Origin of the sequence: Halobacillus litoralis (assembly GCF_009856355.1) — a bacterium.
GTDB lineage: Bacteria > Bacillota > Bacilli > Bacillales > Halobacillaceae > Halobacillus > Halobacillus litoralis_B.
This window is the reverse complement of record NZ_WMEW01000008.1, coordinates 77,835-100,289: the sequence shown is the minus strand read 5'-3', so window position 1 is coordinate 100,289 and position 22,455 is coordinate 77,835. Positions and strand designations below refer to the sequence as shown.

28 protein-coding genes are annotated in these 22,455 nt (G+C 48.4%); 14 read left to right on the top strand and 14 right to left on the bottom strand.

Annotated elements, in window-relative coordinates; genetic code table 11:
* Positions 1 to 24 precede the first annotated feature (24 nt).
* From GLV97_RS12635 to GLV97_RS12625, 3 genes are all read right to left on the bottom strand, one after another.
* Positions 25 to 1,662, bottom strand: a complete 1,638-nt coding sequence (locus GLV97_RS12635) for a putative ABC transporter permease subunit (protein WP_160841676.1) — start codon at positions 1,660 to 1,662, stop codon at positions 25 to 27.
* On the bottom strand, positions 1,655 to 2,377 hold the full coding sequence (locus tag GLV97_RS12630) for an ABC transporter ATP-binding protein (RefSeq protein ID WP_160841675.1): 723 nt from the start codon (positions 2,375 to 2,377) through the stop codon (positions 1,655 to 1,657). The genes GLV97_RS12635 and GLV97_RS12630 overlap by 8 nt, the downstream gene beginning before the upstream one ends.
* A gap of 66 nt (positions 2,378 to 2,443) precedes the next feature.
* Complete coding sequence (locus GLV97_RS12625) at positions 2,444 to 2,944, bottom strand: GNAT family N-acetyltransferase (protein ID WP_160834815.1); 501 nt, start codon at positions 2,942 to 2,944, stop codon at positions 2,444 to 2,446.
* Between the two features lie 81 nt (positions 2,945 to 3,025).
* Here GLV97_RS12625 and GLV97_RS12620 point away from each other — a divergent pair, with 81 nt between their 5' ends.
* Positions 3,026 to 3,580, top strand: coding sequence for a sugar O-acetyltransferase (locus GLV97_RS12620; protein WP_160889784.1), 555 nt, complete (start codon positions 3,026 to 3,028; stop codon positions 3,578 to 3,580).
* Between the two features lie 89 nt (positions 3,581 to 3,669).
* Positions 3,670 to 4,425, top strand: a complete 756-nt coding sequence (gene map / locus GLV97_RS12615) for a type I methionyl aminopeptidase (RefSeq protein ID WP_160889783.1) — start codon at positions 3,670 to 3,672, stop codon at positions 4,423 to 4,425.
* A gap of 427 nt (positions 4,426 to 4,852) precedes the next feature.
* Here the strand turns inward: map and GLV97_RS12610 are convergent, their stop codons facing one another.
* The 3 genes from GLV97_RS12610 to GLV97_RS12600 form a co-directional block, all read right to left on the bottom strand.
* Positions 4,853 to 5,050, bottom strand: a complete 198-nt coding sequence (locus tag GLV97_RS12610; protein WP_008634702.1) for a cold-shock protein — start codon at positions 5,048 to 5,050, stop codon at positions 4,853 to 4,855.
* A gap of 186 nt (positions 5,051 to 5,236) precedes the next feature.
* Positions 5,237 to 6,088: a hypothetical protein gene (locus GLV97_RS12605; protein ID WP_160834818.1), complete on the bottom strand. Its 852-nt coding sequence runs from the start codon at positions 6,086 to 6,088 to the stop codon at positions 5,237 to 5,239.
* A gap of 19 nt (positions 6,089 to 6,107) precedes the next feature.
* A complete protein-coding gene (locus GLV97_RS12600; protein ID WP_160834819.1) occupies positions 6,108 to 6,935 on the bottom strand; it encodes an alpha/beta fold hydrolase in 828 nt (275 codons plus the stop codon).
* Between the two features lie 95 nt (positions 6,936 to 7,030).
* Here GLV97_RS12600 and GLV97_RS12595 point away from each other — a divergent pair, with 95 nt between their 5' ends.
* Positions 7,031 to 7,792: a helical backbone metal receptor gene (locus GLV97_RS12595; RefSeq protein ID WP_160889782.1), complete on the top strand. Its 762-nt coding sequence runs from the start codon at positions 7,031 to 7,033 to the stop codon at positions 7,790 to 7,792.
* Positions 7,793 to 7,827: 35 nt separating this feature from the next.
* Here the strand turns inward: GLV97_RS12595 and GLV97_RS12590 are convergent, their stop codons facing one another.
* Together GLV97_RS12590 and nhaC are read right to left on the bottom strand one after the other, a co-directional pair.
* Complete coding sequence (locus GLV97_RS12590; protein ID WP_337192751.1) at positions 7,828 to 8,661, bottom strand: MBL fold metallo-hydrolase; 834 nt, start codon at positions 8,659 to 8,661, stop codon at positions 7,828 to 7,830.
* A 205-nt stretch (positions 8,662 to 8,866) separates the two neighbouring features.
* Positions 8,867 to 10,267: a Na+/H+ antiporter NhaC gene (gene nhaC / locus GLV97_RS12585; protein WP_160841671.1), complete on the bottom strand. Its 1,401-nt coding sequence runs from the start codon at positions 10,265 to 10,267 to the stop codon at positions 8,867 to 8,869.
* 388 nt (positions 10,268 to 10,655) lie between these two features.
* Between nhaC and GLV97_RS12580 the strand changes: the two genes are divergently transcribed.
* Both GLV97_RS12580 and GLV97_RS12575 read left to right on the top strand, forming a co-directional pair.
* Positions 10,656 to 11,393, top strand: a complete 738-nt coding sequence (locus GLV97_RS12580) for an AzlC family ABC transporter permease (protein ID WP_160841670.1) — start codon at positions 10,656 to 10,658, stop codon at positions 11,391 to 11,393.
* Positions 11,390 to 11,683, top strand: a complete 294-nt coding sequence (locus GLV97_RS12575) for an AzlD domain-containing protein (RefSeq protein WP_160841669.1) — start codon at positions 11,390 to 11,392, stop codon at positions 11,681 to 11,683. The genes GLV97_RS12580 and GLV97_RS12575 overlap by 4 nt, the downstream gene beginning before the upstream one ends.
* Positions 11,684 to 11,742: 59 nt before the next feature.
* Here GLV97_RS12575 and GLV97_RS20270 read toward each other — a convergent pair whose 3' ends face one another.
* Positions 11,743 to 12,075: a hypothetical protein gene (locus tag GLV97_RS20270; protein ID WP_160889781.1), complete on the bottom strand. Its 333-nt coding sequence runs from the start codon at positions 12,073 to 12,075 to the stop codon at positions 11,743 to 11,745.
* Between the two features lie 233 nt (positions 12,076 to 12,308).
* On the opposite strand from GLV97_RS20270, the gene GLV97_RS12565 reads away from it, so the two are divergent.
* The gene (locus tag GLV97_RS12565) at positions 12,309 to 12,845 is read left to right on the top strand and encodes a GNAT family N-acetyltransferase (RefSeq protein ID WP_160834825.1); all 537 of its coding nucleotides are present in this window, start codon (positions 12,309 to 12,311) and stop codon (positions 12,843 to 12,845) included.
* Between the two features lie 35 nt (positions 12,846 to 12,880).
* On the opposite strand, the gene GLV97_RS12560 is transcribed toward GLV97_RS12565, so the two are convergent.
* Positions 12,881 to 13,750: a cation diffusion facilitator family transporter gene (locus GLV97_RS12560; RefSeq protein WP_160834826.1), complete on the bottom strand. Its 870-nt coding sequence runs from the start codon at positions 13,748 to 13,750 to the stop codon at positions 12,881 to 12,883.
* 238 nt (positions 13,751 to 13,988) lie between these two features.
* On the opposite strand from GLV97_RS12560, the gene wrbA reads away from it, so the two are divergent.
* From wrbA to GLV97_RS12545, 3 genes are all read left to right on the top strand, one after another.
* Positions 13,989 to 14,594, top strand: a complete 606-nt coding sequence (wrbA, locus tag GLV97_RS12555; RefSeq protein ID WP_160834827.1) for an NAD(P)H:quinone oxidoreductase type IV — start codon at positions 13,989 to 13,991, stop codon at positions 14,592 to 14,594.
* A 404-nt stretch (positions 14,595 to 14,998) separates the two neighbouring features.
* The gene (locus GLV97_RS12550) at positions 14,999 to 15,241 is read left to right on the top strand and encodes an IDEAL domain-containing protein (protein ID WP_160834828.1); all 243 of its coding nucleotides are present in this window, start codon (positions 14,999 to 15,001) and stop codon (positions 15,239 to 15,241) included.
* A 138-nt stretch (positions 15,242 to 15,379) separates the two neighbouring features.
* The gene (locus tag GLV97_RS12545; protein ID WP_337194103.1) at positions 15,380 to 16,177 is read left to right on the top strand and encodes a M15 family metallopeptidase; all 798 of its coding nucleotides are present in this window, start codon (positions 15,380 to 15,382) and stop codon (positions 16,175 to 16,177) included.
* Between the two features lie 33 nt (positions 16,178 to 16,210).
* On the opposite strand, the gene GLV97_RS12540 is transcribed toward GLV97_RS12545, so the two are convergent.
* Positions 16,211 to 16,831 carry an NAD(P)-dependent oxidoreductase gene (locus tag GLV97_RS12540; RefSeq protein WP_160841667.1) on the bottom strand — a complete coding sequence of 207 codons (621 nt, stop codon included), beginning with the start codon at positions 16,829 to 16,831 and terminating at the stop codon, positions 16,211 to 16,213.
* Between the two features lie 190 nt (positions 16,832 to 17,021).
* Between GLV97_RS12540 and GLV97_RS12535 the strand changes: the two genes are divergently transcribed.
* From GLV97_RS12535 to GLV97_RS12520, 4 genes are all read left to right on the top strand, one after another.
* Positions 17,022 to 17,324, top strand: coding sequence for an MFS transporter (locus tag GLV97_RS12535; RefSeq protein WP_337194102.1), 303 nt, complete (start codon positions 17,022 to 17,024; stop codon positions 17,322 to 17,324).
* 152 nt (positions 17,325 to 17,476) lie between these two features.
* Positions 17,477 to 18,868: a class II fumarate hydratase gene (gene fumC / locus GLV97_RS12530; protein WP_160889780.1), complete on the top strand. Its 1,392-nt coding sequence runs from the start codon at positions 17,477 to 17,479 to the stop codon at positions 18,866 to 18,868.
* Positions 18,869 to 18,983: 115 nt separating this feature from the next.
* Positions 18,984 to 19,187, top strand: a complete 204-nt coding sequence (locus GLV97_RS12525) for an alpha/beta-type small acid-soluble spore protein (protein WP_027956559.1) — start codon at positions 18,984 to 18,986, stop codon at positions 19,185 to 19,187.
* A gap of 64 nt (positions 19,188 to 19,251) precedes the next feature.
* Positions 19,252 to 19,488, top strand: coding sequence for a hypothetical protein (locus tag GLV97_RS12520; protein WP_160889779.1), 237 nt, complete (start codon positions 19,252 to 19,254; stop codon positions 19,486 to 19,488).
* A 163-nt stretch (positions 19,489 to 19,651) separates the two neighbouring features.
* On the opposite strand, the gene GLV97_RS12515 is transcribed toward GLV97_RS12520, so the two are convergent.
* Both GLV97_RS12515 and GLV97_RS12510 read right to left on the bottom strand, forming a co-directional pair.
* Entirely contained in the window at positions 19,652 to 20,749 is a 1,098-nt protein-coding gene (locus GLV97_RS12515; protein WP_160834832.1) for an ABC transporter ATP-binding protein, read from the bottom strand.
* A gap of 124 nt (positions 20,750 to 20,873) precedes the next feature.
* A complete protein-coding gene (locus tag GLV97_RS12510) occupies positions 20,874 to 21,770 on the bottom strand; it encodes a PucR family transcriptional regulator (protein ID WP_160889778.1) in 897 nt (298 codons plus the stop codon).
* A 111-nt stretch (positions 21,771 to 21,881) separates the two neighbouring features.
* On the opposite strand from GLV97_RS12510, the gene GLV97_RS12505 reads away from it, so the two are divergent.
* The gene (locus GLV97_RS12505; protein WP_160834834.1) at positions 21,882 to 22,163 is read left to right on the top strand and encodes a metal-sensitive transcriptional regulator; all 282 of its coding nucleotides are present in this window, start codon (positions 21,882 to 21,884) and stop codon (positions 22,161 to 22,163) included.
* A gap of 45 nt (positions 22,164 to 22,208) precedes the next feature.
* On the opposite strand, the gene GLV97_RS12500 is transcribed toward GLV97_RS12505, so the two are convergent.
* Positions 22,209 to 22,391, bottom strand: a complete 183-nt coding sequence (locus GLV97_RS12500; protein ID WP_160834835.1) for a hypothetical protein — start codon at positions 22,389 to 22,391, stop codon at positions 22,209 to 22,211.
* Between the last annotated feature and the right edge of the window lie 64 nt (positions 22,392 to 22,455).

The window sequence follows — 22,455 nt, the reverse complement described above, 5'->3', positions numbered from 1 at the left end:
ACTCTCTTCTGCCTGTTTCTTTGCTTACAGCAGCTTGTGGTAACGGCGTTCAGTTATTTTTTTCAAGGCCCTCTGCGTCAGTAATGCCAGCAGAAGAAAGATGATGAATAAAGCACCAGATACCGGCCAGAGGCCCTGCAGGCTTTTTATATTCAACACGATGACTAAAATCACTCCGAATACGAGTGCTTCGATGGCGAGAGGAACGATTCCGATAAACCGCCCCTTGAACACTTCCCGCTCATCTGTCCAGTCCAGTTTCGGGCTGTATAAATCCACCATCACCCCCGCGGCAGAGGCAATCCAGCTGATGAGTAGAGAAAGGATAAACCACGCTCCCCAAATCGGCAGAGGAATGTTGATCATCCATAAAGCGGCAGCACTTAACAGGATCAGCGAGATGGCATTCAGCAGGTAGGCCGTCAGCATTTTGCTCATGATCACCTTGGAAGGTGGAACAGGCAGATAAAGATGATTGAACCAGCTTTTTCCGTCTCTTGAAATCGAAGAGATGGAGGCAGGGTTCGATCCGAAAATAACGACCGAAAGCGCTGCGGAGGCCAGAATGACGGTTTTCCCGTTCATGTCGGCCAGCTGTGCGCCTGCTCCCCCGATAGGGCCGTCCATTTCCATAGTGATCAGGACAATGGCTAGTACAGGCAGGATCAGGCTTTGCACAAATATTTGAGTAAAGAAGGTGGGCGTGCGTAAGATCAGCAGGACCTCTTTTTTACACAAGCTGTAGATCAACGGTTTTTTCTTCACGTACCCTTCTACAGTATCCGCAGTAAACGTGTTTCTTTTTCCTCCGGATAAACCGAGCACCCCTTTGAAGTAAAGCTTCTGTCCGATAGTGAAAAAAAGAGCGATCCCTCCTGCGGAAATACCGATCATCAAGATGAGATACAGAATGCCCTGAAGGGATGCAGGGGCTGTAAGGGCCGAACTGCTGATGTAGGCAGTTGGAAAAAACTTCGTTACCAGCTCGAGCAGATTCCCCTGTTCAACCGCCAGCTGGTACATATCCTGATTTCCGCTTTCCAGGCGGATGACAACATTGATACCGATGACGAAAACAAAACCAAGAAGACCGGCAACCACCTTGCTTCGATCCTTATTTTTCGAGATATTCACAAAGCGCATGATGAACATGATGGCAATGGCGGTCAGTACGAACGGAAGCACCGGAAGAAGCAGCCAGATAAAAAAGGACCAGCAATAATAAAGAATCCCTGCCCCGCTGTGGAGGCCGTAAAACCCAAGAGCGGGAAGCAGGATAACCGCATTGATTCCGTAAAGCGAAAGGAACGGAACGGCGGCTTTTCCAGCTGCGATCTGATAGGGGTGAAAGGGAAGCGTGACAAACGATTCCACATCCTCTGCAAAGTAAAAAGAAGATAAGACCGTACCTATGGTGATAAAGCAGTAAAAAACGGTCATTAATACAAATAAGATCCCAAGGATGACTGCTTCATCCCCCGTCGGGCTGAAGGCTTCGTACATCACCGCGATCATTTCGTTTAACAGGGTGAGAATCAGCAGACCGAAGGGGATCATGACGACGGCTAAGATGAGATAGCCCGATTTTTCTGCTGTGCTCCGGTGAGCGAAGGACAGCTGCATTTTCACCATCAACTTCATCAGCTTCCACGTGTTACTCATTTTGTGTCAGCTCCAAAAACAGCTTCTCCAGATTGTTGTCTTCCTGGAACTGCTGCTTCATTTCCTTCATACTTCCACGAAATTGAACATGCCCTTTGTTTATAATCGCCACTTCATCACATAACTGTTCGACGACTTCCAGCACGTGGGTGGAGAAAAAGACGGTCTTTCCTTTAGCTGCGTGCTCCCGCATCATTTCTTTTAACGTGTAGGATGATTTAGGATCGAGTCCTGTTAATGGTTCATCGAGAATCCATACATCCGGGTCGTGCAGAAGGACACCACTGACGACAATTTTCTGGCGCATCCCGTGCGAATATGTATGAATCTGGTCATTCAGCGCTTCATAGATGTCGAAGCTTTTGGTTAAGTATTCAATTTTCTCTTTCCGGACGTTTTCCGGTACTCTAAAAACATCACCGATGAAATTTAAGTATTCCATTCCCTTTAACCGGAGGAAAATATCCGAGCGGTCCGGCACATAACCGAACTGATGCTTGGCTTTTATGGGTTCTTTACTGATATCCACGCCGTTCATCGATATGGAGCCTTCATCCAGTGGGAGGATGCCCGTCATCATCTTTATCGTTGTCGACTTCCCCGCACCGTTCGGACCTAGAAACCCGAAGATTTTCCCGTCCGGCACTGTCAAATCCAAATCTTTGACGGCTGCGTTCCCGGCAAAGTTTTTCGTTACCTGCTTGATTTCAATCATTCAATCCCTTCCTTCTTCAGGAGCTTATGAATGGTATACGAATCTTCGCTTCTGTCCGTTTCATATTTAAAGAAAAAGTTCATAATGCTCCTCGTTCAAATAGCGTCCGGGAAGCTTTATGGCTTTCTTTTCCACACCCCAGCATTGAAAGCCCAGCTTTTGATACAGCTCTCTTGCTGGTGTGTTCTCCGTAACGACGCTGAGATGAAGCACTTCAATTTCCACCGCAGCGGCATGCTGGATCAGTTCTTTGAGCAGCTGCTGTGCTCCACCTTTCCGTCTTACCTCGGGGGTGACGTACATCGCAACGATGGAGGCTTTGTGTCTGAATTTCGGGTGGGTTTCGCGCATCAGCGTTACGACCCCTGCCAGTTCCTCTTCAGAAAACAGCCCGAAGGTCCGGGTGTCTTTACTTTCAAGACGCTCAGCGGTCGTTTCAATCGGGTTTGGTCTTTGCTTTTCCTGTTCGTATGTCGTAATAAAAGCATCCGGGTTCGTCAGCAGAGCTTCGAGCCGCAGCTCATAGCAGGCTTCTGCATCCGACCGGTTTAATTCGCGTGTTTCCATGGGGGGAGCCTCCTTTTGTTGTTCCTAGCCTAGCCGAAAACTATGATAAAGTAAAGACATCCAGACCATAGGAGGGATCGTATGTCGGAGAAGGAAAAAATGTTGATGGGGGAGCTGTACCGCCCCTGGGATGATGAGCTGGTTATGGACAGGTCGCGGGCCAGGCAGATCACCCACGCATTGAATCAGACGAAGAACACCGAAGAGCATTACCGCCATCAGCTGATGGAAGATCTTTTTGGGACGATAGCCGGAGAGATGACTCTCGAACCGCCGTTTTACTGTGATTATGGTTACAATATTCATGTAGGAGACGGGTTCTTTGCCAATTTCAATTGTGTGTTCCTGGATATATGTCCGATTACGATCGGAGACCGTGTCTTGATTGGACCGAACGTTCAGCTGTATACCGCTCTTCACCCCATGGACAGGGAAACAAGAGCAAAGGGACTGGAATCCGGTCGGCCCATTACGATCGGTGATGATGTGTGGATCGGGGGAGGAGCGATTATTAATCCCGGGGTCACGATTGGAAACAACGTTGTGATCGGGTCGGGGGCGGTTGTTACCAAGGATCTCCCGGACAATGTGTTCGCCGCCGGCAGCCCGGCAAAGGTCATCCGCACAGTCGAATAAGGCTCCGGGGTAGTTTTGCCGGTATTTTTTCGTTATCATACAGAGGGATACTTGCATACGTAATAAGAAAAAGAGAGGATTGTATCACTATGATTAAACGTAAGAGTCAAAGAGAAATTGAAAACATGCACGAAGCTGGTAAGCTGCTGGCTGATGTCCATAAACAGCTGCGCTCCTTTATCAAACCGGGTGTCACAACGATGGAAGTCGAAAAATTTGTGGAAAACTATTTAGCCGAACGCGGAGCTACCGGAGAGCAGAAAGGGTATCAAGGGTACGAATTCACAACATGTGCCTCCATTAATGATGAAATCTGCCACGGATTCCCACGTGATGAGAAGCTGAAGGAAGGCGATATCGTAACCATCGATATGGTCGTCAACTTGAACGGTTACCTGGCTGACTCCGCCTGGACGCATGCGGTAGGCGAAATCAGCGACGAGGCTCAAAAACTGATGGACGTAACGAAAACGTCTCTATATAAAGGAATCGAGCAGGCAGTGCCGGGTAAGAGAATCGGTGATATCGGGCATGCCATCCAGGCATACGCAGAAGGAGAAGGATACTCGGTTGTCCGCGACTTCACCGGACACGGCATCGGCGAATCCATCCACGAAGATCCTTACATCCCTCACTTCGGCGCGGCTGGTAAAGGCGCCCGACTGAAAGAAGGAATGGTCATTACCATCGAGCCGATGATTAACATCGGGGACTGGGCGAGTCAGATGGATCAGAACAACTGGACGGCGCGCACAGTTGATGGCACGTTATCCGCGCAGTATGAACACACCGTAGCCATCACAAAAGACGGCCCAGTAATCCTGACTGAGCAGGAAGATGAATAAATAGAAAAAGCTTGTAGAGAAACCCCTTTTTCTCTACAAGCTTTTTTTCTTACCGCCTGGAGCGTAAGCCTCTTCCCTTTCCGCGGACGAGCGCCCGAGCTTCCGCAGGAGTGGAAGGAGGCACCGCTCCTTGGGAATTCTTTAAAATCGAAAAAGACTCTCCTCCATCCAGCTCCCCATTGCTGGATGGAAGGCAATATTCAACGTGGTTTTACACAGGCATCGGCACGAAGAGCGTTCGGTGGTGACGCCTGCGGCAATCATCCGACGATAAGCGGAACGTGCCCCTTCACACGACATGCGGACAACTCTAACTGGATGGGACGAACTTTTTCTACAGACGGAGAACAGCCATGAGCTGTTCTTTTCTGTGTTGAAAAGCGGACATAAAAAAACTCCCCTCGAAAGGGGAGTTTTTTATACGTTCTTATTTTTGAACGTTAGCTGCTTGTGGTCCACGCTGACCTTCTTCAATTTCGAAAGTTACAACTTGACCTTCTTCAAGAGTTTTGAAACCTTCTTCTTGAATAGCGGAGAAGTGTACGAAGACGTCGTCTTGACCTTCTACTTCAATGAAACCGAAACCTTTTTCTGCGTTAAACCATTTTACTGTACCTTCGACCATGTACAAAAACCTCCTGCGTGGAGAAACTCCACATTGTATTACTATTCTTGCTCATTCAAGTCCATCAAGACGACATCTTGCGAAACATCTTCTCTTGCATGACACTCTGATCGAACAACGAATAATTAACCATAGTATAACAGATGGGCAAAAGGAATGAAAGCCCTATTACAAAAAAGTTCCTTTTTACTCCTGAGGCTGCGTCATATACGCCTGATTCATTAATGACAGCAGGGCCCGCTCCACAAGGGTATCGACTTCATCAGGAGCTATGCGGGCCAGTTCGTACAATGGCTTGCCTTGTTCGAGAAGATGCTGGATGACAAGCCATCCGGTGTAATTGGCCTCTTTTTCAAAACCGGAGGCTCCTGTTCCTTTTGTAAAGGAGTAGAGCGCTTCGTAATCCGTGCGGTGCAGATGAGGCTGGATATTCATCATGACCCGGTTGGGTTCGCGGCTGCAGCTCTCTTCATCCCAGCTGAAATAAGGGTCAGGCATTCCGCTTTCTTCGAGTACTTCCAGCGTGGTGTGAATGGCAAGCCCCTCCTGGAAGATCAGCTGTCCAAGTGTACGGGTATGGCTGGGGGCGAGTCCGGACTGGCGGCAGTGAACGACTCTTGCAAGTTCCTGGATCAAACGTGTCTGACCTCCGGGGAGCTCGACAGGGAAGCAGAGAATATATTGATGTTTCTCCTGGATGACGAAAGGGTCCGTTTCAAATGTTCCGACGAAAAAGAGAACGTTTACATCCACGTAGGTGGTACTGTGGAGAATCTGCTTAATATGATCCACGTACTCATTCAGTTCGAGTGGACTGATATCGAAATATTGGATTTTATCGTAGACGTGATGGTACTTGGTCCAGGCATACTCCACCATTTCCTTTGCCAGCTGTCCCTGCTGGTAACCAGGTGGCGTATGGGGGAAATCATAATATTCCATCCATAGTTCATGCCGTTTATGGGGAGGTTCATGATAAGCCTGGTCATAAAACGTTAAGAAACGATCCAGCATTTGCGTGCACCTTACATCATCCATGGTGATCCCTCCGAATGTTTTAGGATTGTTTTAGAAATTCCAGCCGTTTGTTCCAAACATCATGAGCATCTTTTCCAATCCAGATTAAGTGGCTGTCGGCATTGACTTCGTAGATTTCACAATCAGGTACAGTGGATTTCAGCAGCAGGGCGTTTGTATAAGGGACGCTGCGGTCTTTTTGGGAATACATACCGAGGACGGGTACGTTCAGTTCATGAAGATTCTTTACATCATGGTCCAGGTCCAGGATAAAGCCTCTGCCAGGCTGGGACGTGGAGAGCATATCGTAGATGAACCGCCGGTCGTTGGCCGATAAATTGTCCAGGTAATCCTCTACGTCTTCCGTAGTCATATCAGCAAGAAGCTGCTTCATAACAAGATCAGGGAAAAGCTTAAGCATAAACTTGAGGCTCCCTGTGACCATTTTTTCTGCAGGACCGAACAGCATCATCGCCTTCTTACGGGATTTCCTGTCCCACGACCCTGTCAGGGCTGCTTCGAGAACGAGCCGGTCCACACGCTCCGGATATTTGGAAGCTAGAGCGATTCCGCTTGGACCTGCTGCAGATACAGCTATGACATGCACACGATCCAGGCTTAAATAATCGAGAACTTCCACGATGGTATCCGCGAATTCGTCCGGTGTACGTCCTGTCGAGGGTTCTGTGTAGTCATAGCCGGGTCGTGAAATGGTCAGCAGTGAAAATCCTTCATAAACGAGACTGCTGTGGGAAAGATCTGTATCTCTGCTGCAATGTCCACCCTTCAGCAGCAGCACAGGAGGACCTTCTCCGATATATGTAAATTCTACTATTCCGTTTGTTGAATCAAGCAGTGTCGTGGTCATGGGCTCATCCCTTTCTTTCTTTTTCCATACATTAAATATAAGCTATAATAAAAGAAAATGAAACATCAGACAATTCTGTTAAAAGGGGTGGAAAAGTGAGAATCGTGTCGATATGTCCAAGCAATACTGAAATTGTCGCCTATTTGAATCAGACGGAACTGTTGGTTGGTGTCGATAATTATTCTGATTATCCTGAGGAAATCAGGGATCTCCCAAAGCTCGGGCCTGATTTATCCATTGATATACAAAAGACAGCAGAATTAGAGCCGGACTTGGTCCTGGCTTCTTTGTCTGTGCCTGGCATGGAAAAAAATATAGAAGGGCTTGAAAAGGCGGGTCTTCCTTATATGATCATTGATTCCGACAGCCTGGCAGAGATCGGGGAGGATCTGAGGCGTATCGGCCATGAACTCGGTATGGGGGAGGAAGCAGATGTTAAGGCAGAGGAATATTTACAGGAATTGAAGCGCTTGGAGAACCAGGCTTCTCAACGTAAGGAAAAGCCTACATTGTACTGGGAGTGGTGGCCGAAGCCTGTGTTCACGCCTGGAGGAAAGAACTGGCTGACAGAACTCAGCCGGCTGGCAGGAGCTGAAAACATTTTTGCAGAGGAGGATACGGCCAGTTTTCAAACGGACTGGGAAGAAGTGAAAAAGCGTAATCCTGATCATATCTGTATGGTATGGGTCGGAGTAAAGGAAGAAAAAATGAACCCGGATCTTCTGAGGAAGAGGCCGGGGTGGGGGGGAATGAAGGCCGTAAGAAACGACCGGATCCATGTGCTTGAGGAATCGCTGTTCTGCCGCCCGAGCCCGAGGCTCTTGGAAGGCCTGGCAAAGTTAACAACCGTTCTTTAAATACAGAACGACGAGCAGGAAGGGGCTCGTCGTTTTTAATGAAGCTTCCGTTTATGTTTAGGAACAGCAAGTTCACGAAAATTGGAGGCAAGTTCGTTGAGCTGGCGTTTCAGTGTTTCCCCCGACATAGGGAGCCCGTGCCCGGTAATGGCTGTAACCGGACCCAGAGCGGCTAACTGCTGGACGGATTTTTCGGCTTCCTCCCAATTATGAGTAAAATAAGCCGGAGGTCCATGAACGTGCTGGTGCTGGATAAAAACAGCCATGCTGGATTCCTGTTTTACTGTAATGAAGGCGTCTCCAGCGAGCAGGGTGCCGTCACGCGGCCTGTATAAAGCTGCATGTCCAGGCGTGTGACCGGGCGTGTGAATGACCTGCCAATCAGGAAGAAACGGGAGCTTTCCATCGCTTGGGATGGCATGGATGTAACGGCTCAAGTCCGGCTGATGTGTAGGGAAAAATGGAGACATCAGGGCGAATAATCCTCCTCCGACCGTCGCATCTCCGACAGGATAATCCCGCTGATTGGTTACATAATCCATTTCCATTGGATGAATAAAGATGGGGACATTCCAATGGTCCGCCAGTTTTTTAGCTGAACCGACATGATCGAAATGGCCGTGGGTCAAAACGATTGCTTTCGGTGGACGGGAGCCATACCGCTTTTCCGCCGCTTCTATGATCCGCCGGCTGTAATGACTGATTCCACAGTCTACAAGAACCCAGTCGTCCGCCTGTTCTTTTCCTATAAAGATGACATTGACAATGAGCGTACGGTAAAAGGCCACATCCTCAAGAACTTGTTCAGTTTCTGCATGTTCCATATCTAAATGATGGTCCTGCTGTTCTTCATGTTTGTCCTGGTCCACACCTGTCACCTCTTTCAGGTTTTCTACTGCTTAGTGTGGGGATTTTTCTTTTGGATTATGCAATGCAGAAAGTGCAGGTCCTCTGGCGGCCCGGCGTTGCCCACCGGATCCTTCTGAAGTTCTTTTTTTGTTCAGAAAGATTGAGCTTGGAAGGGGAGGACCCTGAAAAAAGAGGAAGCGCCTCATAGGAATGAGGCGCTTCGGATTAGTTCGCTTTATGATAAGATTCTGCAGCTGCCGGGGCTATCGTTTTTCCTGTCAATCCATATAGGATGGTAAGCAGTGGTGATAACAGGCAGAAGAATGCAAACGGCAGATAATCAAGAACCGGAACACCAAGGACGCCGGAAAGGAAAACACCACACACACTCCAGGGGACGAGTGGGTTGATGACTGTGCCCGCGTCTTCCAAAGTTCTGGACAGGTTTTTTCGTGCCAGTCCGGCTTTTTCATAGACATCCTGGTAGGCCTCTCCTGTCAGCAGGATGGAAAGGTACTGTTCACCGATTGCAATGTTGATTCCGATTGCTGTAAAAGCCGTGGACAAGGTTGCTGATCTTGCAGATTTCAATGAGTCCTGGACACGGGTCAGGATGGCTGGAATCACGCCGGTGACGAAAAACAAACCACCGAGGGCCAACGCTAAAATAACAAGAGAAACGGTGAAGAGCATACTGTTCATCCCGCCCCTTGTCAGCAGTTCATTCACGACCTCCACTTCCGTACGGCCCTGGAATCCGCTGAACCAAGTCTGCCACAGTTCAGTCCAGGACAGGACCTCTCTGAATCCTGCCAGCATTGTAGCGGCCAGACTGCTGAGGGCCAGAGAAATAAAAGCTGGACGCTTGGTGATGGTCATTGCAACAAGGACGATCACCGGAATCCACGAGGTCCAGTGCATCAAACCTGATGCAGCGAGACCGGCCTGGAAGTTATCCAGCTGTTCAACATCCGGGTTTCGATCCGGAGAAAGAAATATAAAGAGAATAAACGTGATGATGAAGGCAGGAATTGTTGTCCACGCCATATTTTTAATGTGATCAAACAAGTCCACTTTGACAACGGTGGAGGCCAGGTTTGTCGTATCGGAGAGCGGCGACATCTTGTCCCCGAAAAATGCACCGGATACGACAGCTCCTGCTGTCATGGCAAGGGAGACATCCATCGATTCGGCCACTCCGATGAAGGCAACACCGACAGTGGCGGCTGTTGTAAAAGAGCTGCCGAGAGCAACACCGATCACAGCGGTAACGGCAAAAATAATCGCCAGGAACCATGGACCATCCGCGATCGTAAAGCCGGCATCCATAAGGACAGGGATGGTACCCGCTGCCATCCAGCTGGATATAAGAATGCCGATGACGAAGAACAGGAGCACCGCTCCCATTCCGGTCTGTGCTCCCTGTATCATCCCGTACTGCAGATCATTAAAGGACTTTTTCTTTAATAGACCATACGTGAGCATCAGCAGGATGCCTAAAAGGATCGGGATGTGTGGAACGGTCTGAAGCGATATAATAAAATAGCTGATCACTCCAATGGTCAGAACAATCATGAGTATGGATTCTGACAGTGATGGCAGGTGTTTTGGCTGTAAATGAAACATCTTTTCTCCTCCTTTAATCCATACAAAAAAGCTCCGCCCCGAAGAAAGGGACGAAGCGTCGCTCCGCGGTACCACCCTTATTGGTAAAGAAACGCTTCTTTACCCGCTCTGCTGGCTGTATCTTTTGAACCGTACTCTGTAATTCAAAGGAAGCCGACCCGGATTTTCACCTTCCATCCGGTCTCTGCTGGCTGTCTGACGGCCTTTTACTGCGGAGTACTTGATACAATTTTGTTATTCTTCTTTGCTTAAACGCTTTTCAGTAATGAAGTAAGTTGCATTTATAATATAAGAGCACCGGTTTCATGTCAATCTTTTTTCCTTGAGAAAACTTTCCACCGTCTCATCCATTGGGTATAATAATGGAAATTCAGAAAGGGGGTTAATTATGGAAACCCATGCTTTACATGAGCCTCATTCCTCTACAAGGCTGCACATGGTGCAGAAAGGAATCGCGGCCGGCTTTCCCATTATGCTTGGCTACCTGCCAGTGGCCCTGACGTATGGGGTACTGGCCGGGCAGTCCGGGATGTCAAATCTGGAACTCACATTGATGAGCGTGCTTGTTTTTGCTGGAGCCGCCCAGTTTCTTGCTGTAGGAATGGTGGCTGCTGGAACAGGCTTCATTGAAATTATTACGGCCACATTTGTTTTGAACTTCCGGCACTTTGTGATGGGGCTTTCCTTCGTCAATCGGCTGAAAACCATCGCCCTTCGTGCAAAGCTTCCATTAACGCTTGGGCTCACAGATGAAACGTTTACGGTTTCGGCCCTCTACAAAAAAGAAGCCTCCGAACCTTATGGGGCTTATTTCTATGCTTCTCTCATGCTGACCGCCTATGCGTCGTGGGTAGGGGGGTCCTTTATGGGCGGTGTGCTCGGAGATGTTATTCCTGCAAAGCTGAGTGACAGCATGGGCGTTGCTTTATATGCCATGTTTATCGGTCTTTTAATCCCTTCTGTAAAAAGAAATGGGCGGATTGCCATCATCGCTGTGACGGCTCTTCTCATTAACGCTCTTTGTCAAAGCGTGGGAATGAACCAAGGATGGGCCATTGTTGCAGGAACTCTTGCCGGTGGTCTGAGTGGGATTTGGTTATTAGAAGAGGAGGAGGAAGAGGAATGATCATCTGGATGATTATCGGTATGGCCGTCGTTACAGCCGTCCCCAGGTTTCTGCCTGCTTTCATCGTAGATTTTGTCCGCTTTCCGCGCTGGGTGGACCAGTGGTTGAACGCCATTCCTTATGCAGCTTTAGGAGCGCTCATTTTCCCCGGCATTCTGACGGTGAAACCGGATGCTCCGCAGGTGGGCGCTGCAGCAGGGCTTGCTGCTGTGCTGCTGGCCTGGCTCGGTATACATATTATCTTTGTCGTTTTGGGAGCGATTGCGACCGTTTTTCTATTAACGATGTAAGCACACCTGCCCAAGGGATGCATATCGTATAGGGATACTTCCGAGAAAGGAATTGATCGTTATGCATCGACAATTTGGCTTTCCTTTTGGGCAGATCTTCGGATTTCCTGGAGGCGGGCCCGGTGGTCAGCCGCCCCAGGGACCGCCCCCAGGAGGACCTGGTGGTCAACCGCCTCAGGGGCCGCCGCCCGGAGGACCTGGAGGTCCCGGGTGGGGTCCAGGCGGGCCTGGCGGACCCGGGGGACCAGGAGGACCCGGTGGTCCGGGCGGCCCGGGCGGCCCGGGCGGAATGCTGCCACCACCCCCTCCAGCCCCTCCATCCGGTGGGCAGGGTGCAGAGTTGTATGCTGTTGACCCGGGGTCCCTCTATGGATGTTTGTACCGTTATACATGGATCCGTCTTGTGAATGGAAGGTCGTTCTGGTTCTATCCAACCTACATTGGAAGAACATCTGTAGCAGGTTACCGCTGGCGCCCTGGTCAGCAGCGATGGGTCTATTCGGGGTTTGACACACGCAGAATCTCCAGTTTTTCCTGTCGATAATTGTAAACAAAAAGATGATGCAGTACGGGGCATCATCTTTTTGTTACAATAAAGAAAATAAATAAGAAGAAGGTGAACGATATGCCTCAGGTCAGAGAAGCACGTTTTGAAGATGCCGCGACTATTGCGGATATTCATGTGAAAAGCTGGAAATCCACATATAAAGATCTGATTGATGAAAGAGATATTAGTAATACGACTCTCGAGCACAGGATCACTTTATGGGAAACCATTCTCCGCAAGCCTTTGAATGGTCAAATAGCCTTCGTCATCGAAAATGATGAGGGACAGGTGGTCGGTTTTGTATCGGGGGGGAAGGAACGGACGAAAAGCTATGGCTATGACGGCGAAATCTACGCCATCTACCTTCTGGATGAGTATCAGGGCAAAGGCTATGGGAGGATACTTCTGCAGACTTTTGTGCGGGGCATGGCGGAGGCCGGCTATCAATCGCTGCTCGTCTGGGTGTTAACACGGAATCCGTCCAGCCGGTTTTACATAAAGTATGGAGCGGACCCCGTGGAAGCGGAAAAAGTGACCATTGGTCAGGGGACCTATGAGGAAACCGCGTATGGATGGAAAGATCTTCATACCCTTTCAGAAGCGTTAAAAGCATAAAGAAGCTCCTGCCTGGAGATGACAGGCAGGAGCCTTTATTCTTCGTAGGGCTCTATATGAATGTGTGCGTATCTGATGTCGTTCTGTTTTTTTAACAGAGCCTCCACTTCATCGGTGATGTCATGTCCTTGCTGGATGGTGATGTGTGGGTCCACGTGGATGGTCGCTTCAACAAGCGTTTGACTGCCCTGAAGTCTCGCCTTCACATCTTTAACGGCCCAGACCTCCGGGTGGTTGGATATCGTGGAGCGGATATGCTCCAACTGCCCTTCTTCATAGCCGTCGGTCAAACTGTGGGTAGCTTCCTTGAAAATGTCCCAGGCCGTTTTACATATGATGAGACCGACGATGAAACCTGCCAGAGGATCAAGCCAGAAGAGGCCGAACTGGGCGCCGAAAATCCCTACACAAGCCCCGATACTTACGAGGGCATCTGAACGGTTATCCTGTGCGGCAGCATAAAGCGAAGGACTGTTCACTTTTTGAGAGAGGTTTAAATTATAGCGGTATACACCGAACATGATTCCGGCTGCGCCTAGAGCGGTCCAGGCGGTCAGGAGCGACGGCTGGCTCGTTTCCTGATTAATGAGGTCCTGCACGGTTCCTATAATGACTTCGATTCCGACAGTCATCATGATGAAGGCCGCGATTAAGGAAGCAATCGTCTCTGCACGGAAATGGCCGTAATGATGATCCTCATCAGGAGGCTTGCGTGATATTTTAAGTCCGACGAGTACAGCGATGGAGGCTACCACATCGGTCGTATTATTCAAGCCGTCCGCCCGTAACGCTTCCGACTGGCCGGTATAGGCGATCAGCAGTTTCACAGAGGCAAGGACAAGGTAGGCAACGATACTGACCCAGGCCCCGCGCTCACCTCTTTTTAAATTTTCATATTCACTCATCCGCCTGTCACCTCCATCCTCTGTTTTTACAGCATGTTTTAGCTTACCAAAACGGCTGTTGGTGAGTCCAGAGAAAAAATGCTTCCCTTATCCATGTAGGTTGCCTCAGGTCAAATCCTGGATGGAAAGGAAGGTTATCTTGGTTTAAAGATTCTTTAGTTTTAAATAAATGAGGGCAGGGAATATCAACCATGTAAATCCTTAGACTCGATATTCATTTTAAAAGGAGAGATTTATAATGGCTGATGTGAAACTTGCGATTATTTATTACAGTTCTACAGGAACGAACTACAAGATGGCCAAGTGGGCGGAAGAGGAAGCGGAGAAAACAGATGCGGACGTGAAGCTTGTCCGTGTTCCTGAACTGGCTCCGATGGAAGCGATCGAACAGAATCCGGCGTGGAAAGAGCACTATACAGCAACAAAAGATGTGGTGCCTGAAGCCACAGTGGATGATCTTGACTGGGCAGATGCCGTCCTCTTCAGTATGCCGACCCGCTTTGGTAACGTTCCGGCTCAGATCAAACAGTTCATGGACCAGGCCGGTGGTTTATGGTTCCAAGGGAAGCTTGTCAACAAAGTCATCAGTGCAATGACTTCTGCGCAAAACCCTCACGGCGGTCAGGAATCTACGCTGCTGAACTTTTATACAACCATGTTCCACTGGGGATCGATCATCGCCACCCCTGGATATACCAACGATGCGGTGTTCGGAGCGGGAGGAAACCCATACGGAACGAGTGTGAGCGTGGACGGAGAAGGCAACATGAAAGAAGACGTGGAATCGGCTGTCCGCCACCAGGTGAACCGTACGCTTGAAATTGCAGGGAAGTTTGTAGAATAAGGAAGGAAGAAGGACGCAGTCGTTGAACTGCGTCCTTTCAGCTTGTAGAGAAACCCCTGTTTCTTTACAAGCTTTTTTCTTTCGTACCGCGTTTTCTTGACCAAGTCAGCTGAGGCCGTGCCCGCGGCAGGCATCCGCCGATAAGCGGAACGTGCCCTCTCAACACGACATGCGGACAACTCTAACTGGTTAACTCAGGCTTTTTTACTGAACGAAATAATTCCAGCTTGGAAATTTCAAAAAAATATCAGGCGGTTGAGTATGCTGTCCCCCTAGTAAACAAGCGGTTCAGCAGGTTTATAATGCTAGAAATCCGGGAATGATATAACTAAATATTCAGAAAACTTGTTGCGTTCTGCTAGCAAATCCTGCATAATGAAAAAAAGCATGAAGGGGGTAATCTCATGAGAAAGCAAAAGATCAATTATGTTATTCGTCGGAACCCCGGTTATAAAGGGAAAGAGATTACGGCAAAGAGAGAACTGTCTTTTGGAATACAACTAGCCTCGCGTCTGCTTTTGGATCATCTCAGCTATCAGTTCAATAAGGATCGTTTAGATAGAGAAATCAATCACGCTATCGACAGCGGCGATCGTGAAGCATTCGATCGACTAAGTCTGCAGTACCAGCCTTTTACATGGGAATAAAGCACAGCCGCTGAAGTGACAGCGGCTTTTTTATATGGGCCTGAACATCCTGTAGTTTAGGTAGAGATGTGGATATACAACTTCTTCCTGACAATGTTATAGTTGTTACAGCATCTTGAAAGTAGGAAGGGAATTACAGTGAAAAAATTACTTACCATGGCCTTGATCGGGGCCGCATTAACCGGGTGCTCCAACAGCCTTACCGATTCGGATGAAAAGCAGGCAGAGGAAGCTCCTGCCTCATCTGCAGCCCAGGAGGATGAAAAAGAGAGTACCCCCGCTTCAGGAGAAGCGTCGACTTCCCAAAATGAAGATATCGTTTTATCCAATGGAATGATTGAAGTTGGGAATCCAGAAAGTGTGGAAGTGGTCGTCAATAAGCAGCGAAAGCTTCCGGAAGGCTATACCCCTCCGGACTTAACCGTCCCGGATGTGCCGTTCTCTTTCGAGGAAGACCATCCGAAAAAGCAGCTGAGGCAGGAAGCGGCCGATGCACTTGAGGAGCTTTTTGAAAGGTCGGACCAGGAAGGAATGGATCTTGTGGCCGCTTCAGGGTATCGTTCCTACGAGCGTCAGGAAGCGATTTATGAACGGAATGTAGAAGTGTATGGCAAGGAAGAAACCGATACGTTTTCTGCGAGCCCGGGAACGAGTGAACATCAGACCGGTCTGGCGATGGACGTGACATCGGCGGAAATGGCGTTTAAATTGACCCAGGCCTTTGGTGATACGCCGGAAGGTGAATGGTTGGCGGATCATGCTTATGAATATGGATTTATTATCCGTTACCCGGAGGGGGATAACAACATCACCGGGTATAAATATGAACCGTGGCACCTTCGTTATGTTGGGAAGGAAGCTGCGGCTGAGGTTCATGAACAACAGGTGACACTCGAAGAATTCTTCGGTTACGAGCCGGTTGGTGAAGCTGAATGATCGAAAGCCTTTCCCTTGAGGGGAAAGGCTTTTTTAATAACAGATGCCGACACGTTTTTGGGAAAACTGATCGTTCAAAAGAGTTTGATAGGCGAAGACGGCCGTATCGCCGGTCGTCACTTTTTTACCATCCTCCGGAAGCATATCCAGCTCAAAGCGGACGCCGCCCTGAACATCTCCATCAGGCAGATAAGTGGGGCAGACAATCGTCCAATCGAGATCGGTGTTCTGCAGGTGCTTGTATACACCGGCGTGTTCTTCTGCAGCGAACGTTTTTCTCCGCTTGGATTCGGAACTTTCAAACCTGTATTTCCCGTCTTCAAAACGGCTGTCCAGAATTCCCGCAGTCCCGATACTCACCAGCCTCTTCAAGCCTTGACGGTTCATTTCCTCTGTAATGAGCGGAACCGCTTCTGTCAGCGTGTCGGTCTTGTCCGTGCTCAGTCCGGAGAATACCACTCCGCATCCGGTCAGTGCCTCCTTGATATCTTTCGGGTTCCTTGCATCTCCCTGGACCAGTTCGGCCCCTTCGATCATCTCTTCTGCTTTTTGAATGTTTCTGACCAATGCTTTTACTTCATGGCCCCTGTCTAACGCGTGCCGGATGAAACGGGCACTCACACGCCCTGTTCCTCCGATTACTGCTATTTTCATGCGGGTCACCTCAACTTTTGCAAATTTTTCCTCATGAAGGCTTTCATCTATGTTCTTCTGCTATTCTTAGAACTAAAGAGAGCGGGGAGGATGGCTGTGACGAAAAAGTGCAGCTGGTCTTGTACGATTTTGGAAACTCAGCGTTTACGACCATGATTACGGCGCTGTACTTTCTGTATTCTATTATGACGTGGCTGCGAAAGGAGTACAATCATCGCTTGCTGCGAGTTACTGGGGATATTCCCAGTCAGCCTCTGTTTTAATCGTTGCGCTGTTTTCGCCCCTTCTTGGAGCGGTTAGTGATCATACAGCTTTTAAAGAACGTTTCCTCATGTTTTTCGCATTGCGGGGAATGTCGGCTTTTCCGGGTCCCACGTGTTTGATGACGCTTTACTTCCTGTTTGCAAGCAAAAAAAAGAGCCGTTCCAAGGCTCTTTTCACCACTTTATACCCACTTGAGAAGTCAAGCGAGGTCTGCGTAACCTGTGCTTGATGAATTTAGTATAATCCATTATCTGAAAAATGTAAATAATCAGAAATAGAAACGTGGAAAATTGTCAAAAACACCCGTCATTCAGGTGATTGTTCAAAAGATTCTTGATACAATGAAAAAGCATAGAAAGAACTGAAAAGGGAGGATTTTTTATGGATTACCGCGTGGAAAAAGATACGATAGGTGAGATTCACGTTCCGAGTGAAAAATACTGGGGCGCACAGACGCAGAGAAGTAAAGAGAATTTCCCGATCGGTGATGAGAAAATGCCGAAGGAAGTCATTGAAGGCTTTGCTATTTTGAAGAAGAGTGCTGCGAAAGCCAATGCGGCCCTTGGACTGTTGGAGGAGGAGAAAGCAGAGGCTGTAGCGTACGCCGCAGATCAAATCATCGCTGGTGAGCTGGATGAACATTTTCCTTTAGTCGTCTGGCAGACCGGGAGCGGGACGCAGTCCAATATGAATGTGAACGAAGTGATCGCTTATGTGGGGAATCAGTGGCTCACTGAAAAAGGCAGTGAAACACGTCTCCATCCAAATGACGATGTGAACAAATCACAGAGCTCGAATGATACGTATCCGACTGCGATGCATATCGCTGCTGTCCGTAAAGTGGAGGATGTCGTCCTTCCTGCACTGACTCAATTGAAGCACACCCTTCAAGAAAAAATGGAAGCGTTTAATCATATTGTAAAAATTGGACGCACCCACCTTCAGGATGCGACACCTCTGACGCTCGGCCAGGAAATCAGCGGGTGGCACCGCATGCTTGAAAAGACGGAAAAAATGGTGATTGAGAGCAGTGAGTACGTGAAAGAACTCGCCATCGGCGGTACAGCGGTTGGAACAGGGTTGAACGCTCATGAAGATTTCTCTGATCAAGTGGTTGCTGAAATCAATGAATTGACCGGAAAAGGGTTTATTTCTGCGCCGAACAAATTCCATGCACTCACATCGCACGATGAGCTAGTACATACGCACGGGGCTTTAAAGGCAATGGCTGCGGATCTGATGAAGATCGCCAATGATGTCCGCTGGCTTGCAAGCGGTCCGAGGTGCGGTATTGGAGAAATTACAATCCCGGCGAATGAACCGGGAAGTTCCATCATGCCTGGAAAAGTGAATCCGACACAAAGTGAGGCTGTTACGATGGTTGCGGCGCAGGTGATGGGAAATGACGCGACAATCGGTTTCGCTGCCAGTCAAGGGAATTTTGAACTGAATGTATTCAAACCGGTAATTGCCCACAATTTCCTGCAGTCCGCCCAGCTTCTTGCTGACAGCATGGTTTCCTTTGAGGAGCGCTGTGTAAACGGCCTTGAGCCGAACCATGAGCAGATTGAAAAATATCTGCGCGACTCCCTGATGCTTGTGACGGCGTTGAATCCTCATATCGGGTATGAGAATGCAGCGAAAATAGCGAAAACAGCGTTTGAGAAAGACCAGACCTTGAAAGAAACAGCTGTGGAGCTTAACATTTTGACCGAAGAGCAGTTCGAGGAATATGTGGATCCAAAAGCGATGACAAAGCCAAACGCTAAGTAATATAGGAGCAGCCATGTGTCTCATGTTTTTCTCCATTAATTACCACTATCTTTTTTGACATAAAAACAAAACCTCCGACCCATACTACGATTACACAGGACAGGAGGTGAGACACATGGCTAACAACAACAGTTCAAACGAGTTGGTTGTACCTGGCGTACAACAAGCTCTAGACCAAATGAAATACGAAATCGCTCAAGAGTTTGGCGTACAGCTTGGTCCGGATTCTACAGCACGTGCTAACGGTTCTGTAGGTGGAGAAATCACTAAGCGTCTTGTACAAATGGCTGAACAGCAGTTCGGTGGATACCAAAAATAAATACGTGTGACGAAGGAGGAAGGGTGCGCCCTTCCTCTTTATTTTTTTGAGAGAAGTGGACATTATGCATGAATGTGGTCTATGTAACGGATGGGGAGAAACCGAACGCTCCTGTCCGCGGTGTGAAGGGGTGATGAAGGATCAGGGCAGGGTGACGGATTTTTTCGATGAATACAGCCCTTATCTGGATCTTACCTGTACGGACCTTGTTGATGGAGACGTGGATTCCTCCGTTCAGAATGAATGTGTTCATCTTTTTGTTTGTGGAAGCTGTGGTCTGCAGGATATTCAGACCACATAATCAGAGGCAGGCCCAAGTCTCTGTCCTGGTGGAAGGCTCGTACGATGATGGCTTCGTTTAGTCCTCGAACGGGCTTTTTATAGGATGGCCGCCAAAGCATGCAGCGCTTTTCAACTGCAGGGGTTATTGAATAAAAAAAGCAGCCCCGGGGCTGCTTTTAAAATCAGTGGATGCGTTCTTCCGTTTCTTTATCAAAAAAGTGGACTTTGTTCATATCGATAGCCAGGGTAATCTGATCTCCACCGTTGATGTCGGAACGGGAATCGACACGTGCGATGAATTCCTGGTCATTCAATTTGGAATACAGATAGGATTCGGAGCCCATCAGCTCAGCTACTTCAATATCGGCGGTGATTTTCTTATCCTGGTTGGCATCAATAAAGAGCGGCTCATCATGCATATCTTCAGGACGTACCCCTAAAATGATTTCTTTGCCGATGTAGCTCTGGTCTCTCAGAGGCTTCATCTTTCCTTCCGGTACAGCGATCTTAATATCTCCCAGTTCAATATGACCGTCGGCGAGCGTACCGTGCAGGAAGTTCATAGCCGGGGAACCGATGAATCCACCGACAAAAACGTTTGCTGGTTTGTCATAGACCTCTTTCGGCGCGCCGACCTGCTGGATAATTCCATCCTTCATGACCACAAGACGAGTAGCCATGGTCATTGCTTCGGTCTGGTCGTGGGTAACGTAAATGGTCGTTGTCTGGAGACGCTGGTGAAGCTTTTGGATTTCCGCACGCATCTGTACACGGAGCTTGGCATCCAGGTTGGATAAAGGCTCATCCATTAAGAATACTTTAGCATCACGGACAATGGCACGGCCTAAAGCGACACGCTGTCTCTGTCCGCCTGACAGCGCTTTCGGTTTACGGTCTAGTAAAGCTTCCAATCCAAGAATTTGAGCGGCATTTTTTACGCGGCGTTCAATTTCCGACTTGTCCATTTTACGCAGCTTCAAACCAAAAGCCATGTTGTCATAGACGTTCATGTGCGGATACAAGGCATAGTTCTGGAAAACCATGGCGATATCCCGGTCTTTAGGTGCTACATCGTTCATCCGTTTGTCATCAATCATAAAGTCTCCACCGGTGATTTCTTCAAGCCCTGCAATCATACGAAGCGTGGTAGACTTCCCACAGCCGGACGGGCCTACAAAAACAATGAATTCCTTATCATTGATGTGCAGGTTGAAATCATCAACAGCTTTCACATCTTTATCATACACTTTATCAATATTGTTCAGTTTCAGTTCTGCCATTGGAAAATCCCCCTGTTTTTGTAATCGCTTTCTTAACTGGTTTCAGTGTACCGAAGTTTCTGAAAACGGTAAATGGACAAAGTGCACAAAGCTCACAGGTGTGAGTTTGTGCACTTTGTCGAATTTACAGCTGTAGATGTAAAAGGGCGAGGTAGGTGATGACCGCCCCTTTGAAATTTTTTATATCCAGATCCGTTTTTTCAATGAACTTATCGACACGGTACTGCAGGCTGTTCCGGTGCATATAAAGCCTTTTCGCTGCCAGGGACGTATTGGATCCGGATTCAAGGAAAACCTTGATGGTCTGGAGCAGGTCCTTGTCTTCCAGCACCTCCTGGAAGATCGACTGCTCAATCTGGTGCCAATCGGTGTCGGGAAGATCGTCGACGTAGAAATAGGGAATAATATCCTTGTAGGAGACCACACCGGGCAGGTGATATCGATCTGCCAGATCCGCTCCCTTCAACGCCCATTCCAAAATGGCCCCGGCTTCTTGTAAATGGGAACTGAAATGACTGGTGAAGAACTGAATGTTTGTATAAAAGTCACTCATGAGGACATCCGGAATGCCTTCGAATGTAAGGACATCCTGATCGTCTGAAAAGATCTCCTCGACAATGTAACCAGACCTGTCCGACTGCCAGAGGAGAGGCATGCGTTCAGGGAATAGAGACTGAAGCGCTTCTTTTATCGTGCTTTTTTCTGTCGAAGAGTCATCAAACGTAAATAGGATGAAACGGTAGGACAGCGGCCAGGAGACCCCTGGTTTCAGCTCGCCTGTCCGGACAAGGTCCTTCCAGGCTGCTTCCCTTTCCGTGCAGGTAACGGAATGTCCTTCAAAAGGGCTGAGGAAGATGGATAACAGTTCCAATTCCTGCTTGTTCCTTTCTGTTTTAGGAATGGCTATGATTTCTTCTTCCGGCGACAGGAAGTAGTCCCACTGGTCTGTATCGCCGGCTTCTGTTTCGGTGATCACCCTCAGGGAGGGGTAGATGTGCTGGAGTTGATGAATGACAGACATGAATCTCTTCCTTTTTACTAGGATATTTACTATTATAGTTATACAATGTAGAAATCCGCAAAGTCCATTGATCTCTATACATGATACGTCAGAAGGAGAGGGGGGAACGCTGTGGAACACGTAAAGGAACAAAGTATATACGGACAGGAAACGAAAAACCGGTTAAAACGCGTCGAAGGCCAGGTGCGGGGTGTCCTTAAAATGATGGATGAGGAAAAAGACTGTAAAGATGTCATCACCCAGCTGTCAGCGGCACGTTCAGCGATGGACCGGGCTATTGGTTATATTGTAGCCAAAAACCTTGAGGAATGTATCCGCGTTGCACACGATGAAGGAGAATCTGCTGAAGATTTGATCAATGAAGCTGTGCAGATGATTGTAAAAAGCCGCTGAAAAAAGCTGTCTCTGTTGGATGAAGGTCCATCAGAGACAGCTTTTTTATTTTTCTCCAGGATCCTGTTTCCGGTTGTGCTGAGTGGGAATTTCATGGGCCTCTCCGATTTGTTCCCTTCCGTAAACCGGTGCCACAGTCCCGCCGGCCATTCCTTCGTTAATCATCCGATCAATATCCAGTTCGAACTGATCTTTTCCTTCTGCTGCCTTCCTCTTTTCGTCCTTCATGACAATCACCTCCTTCCTTCATAGGGTGACCCGTTTGAAGAGGAATCATGAGAACAGATATTTT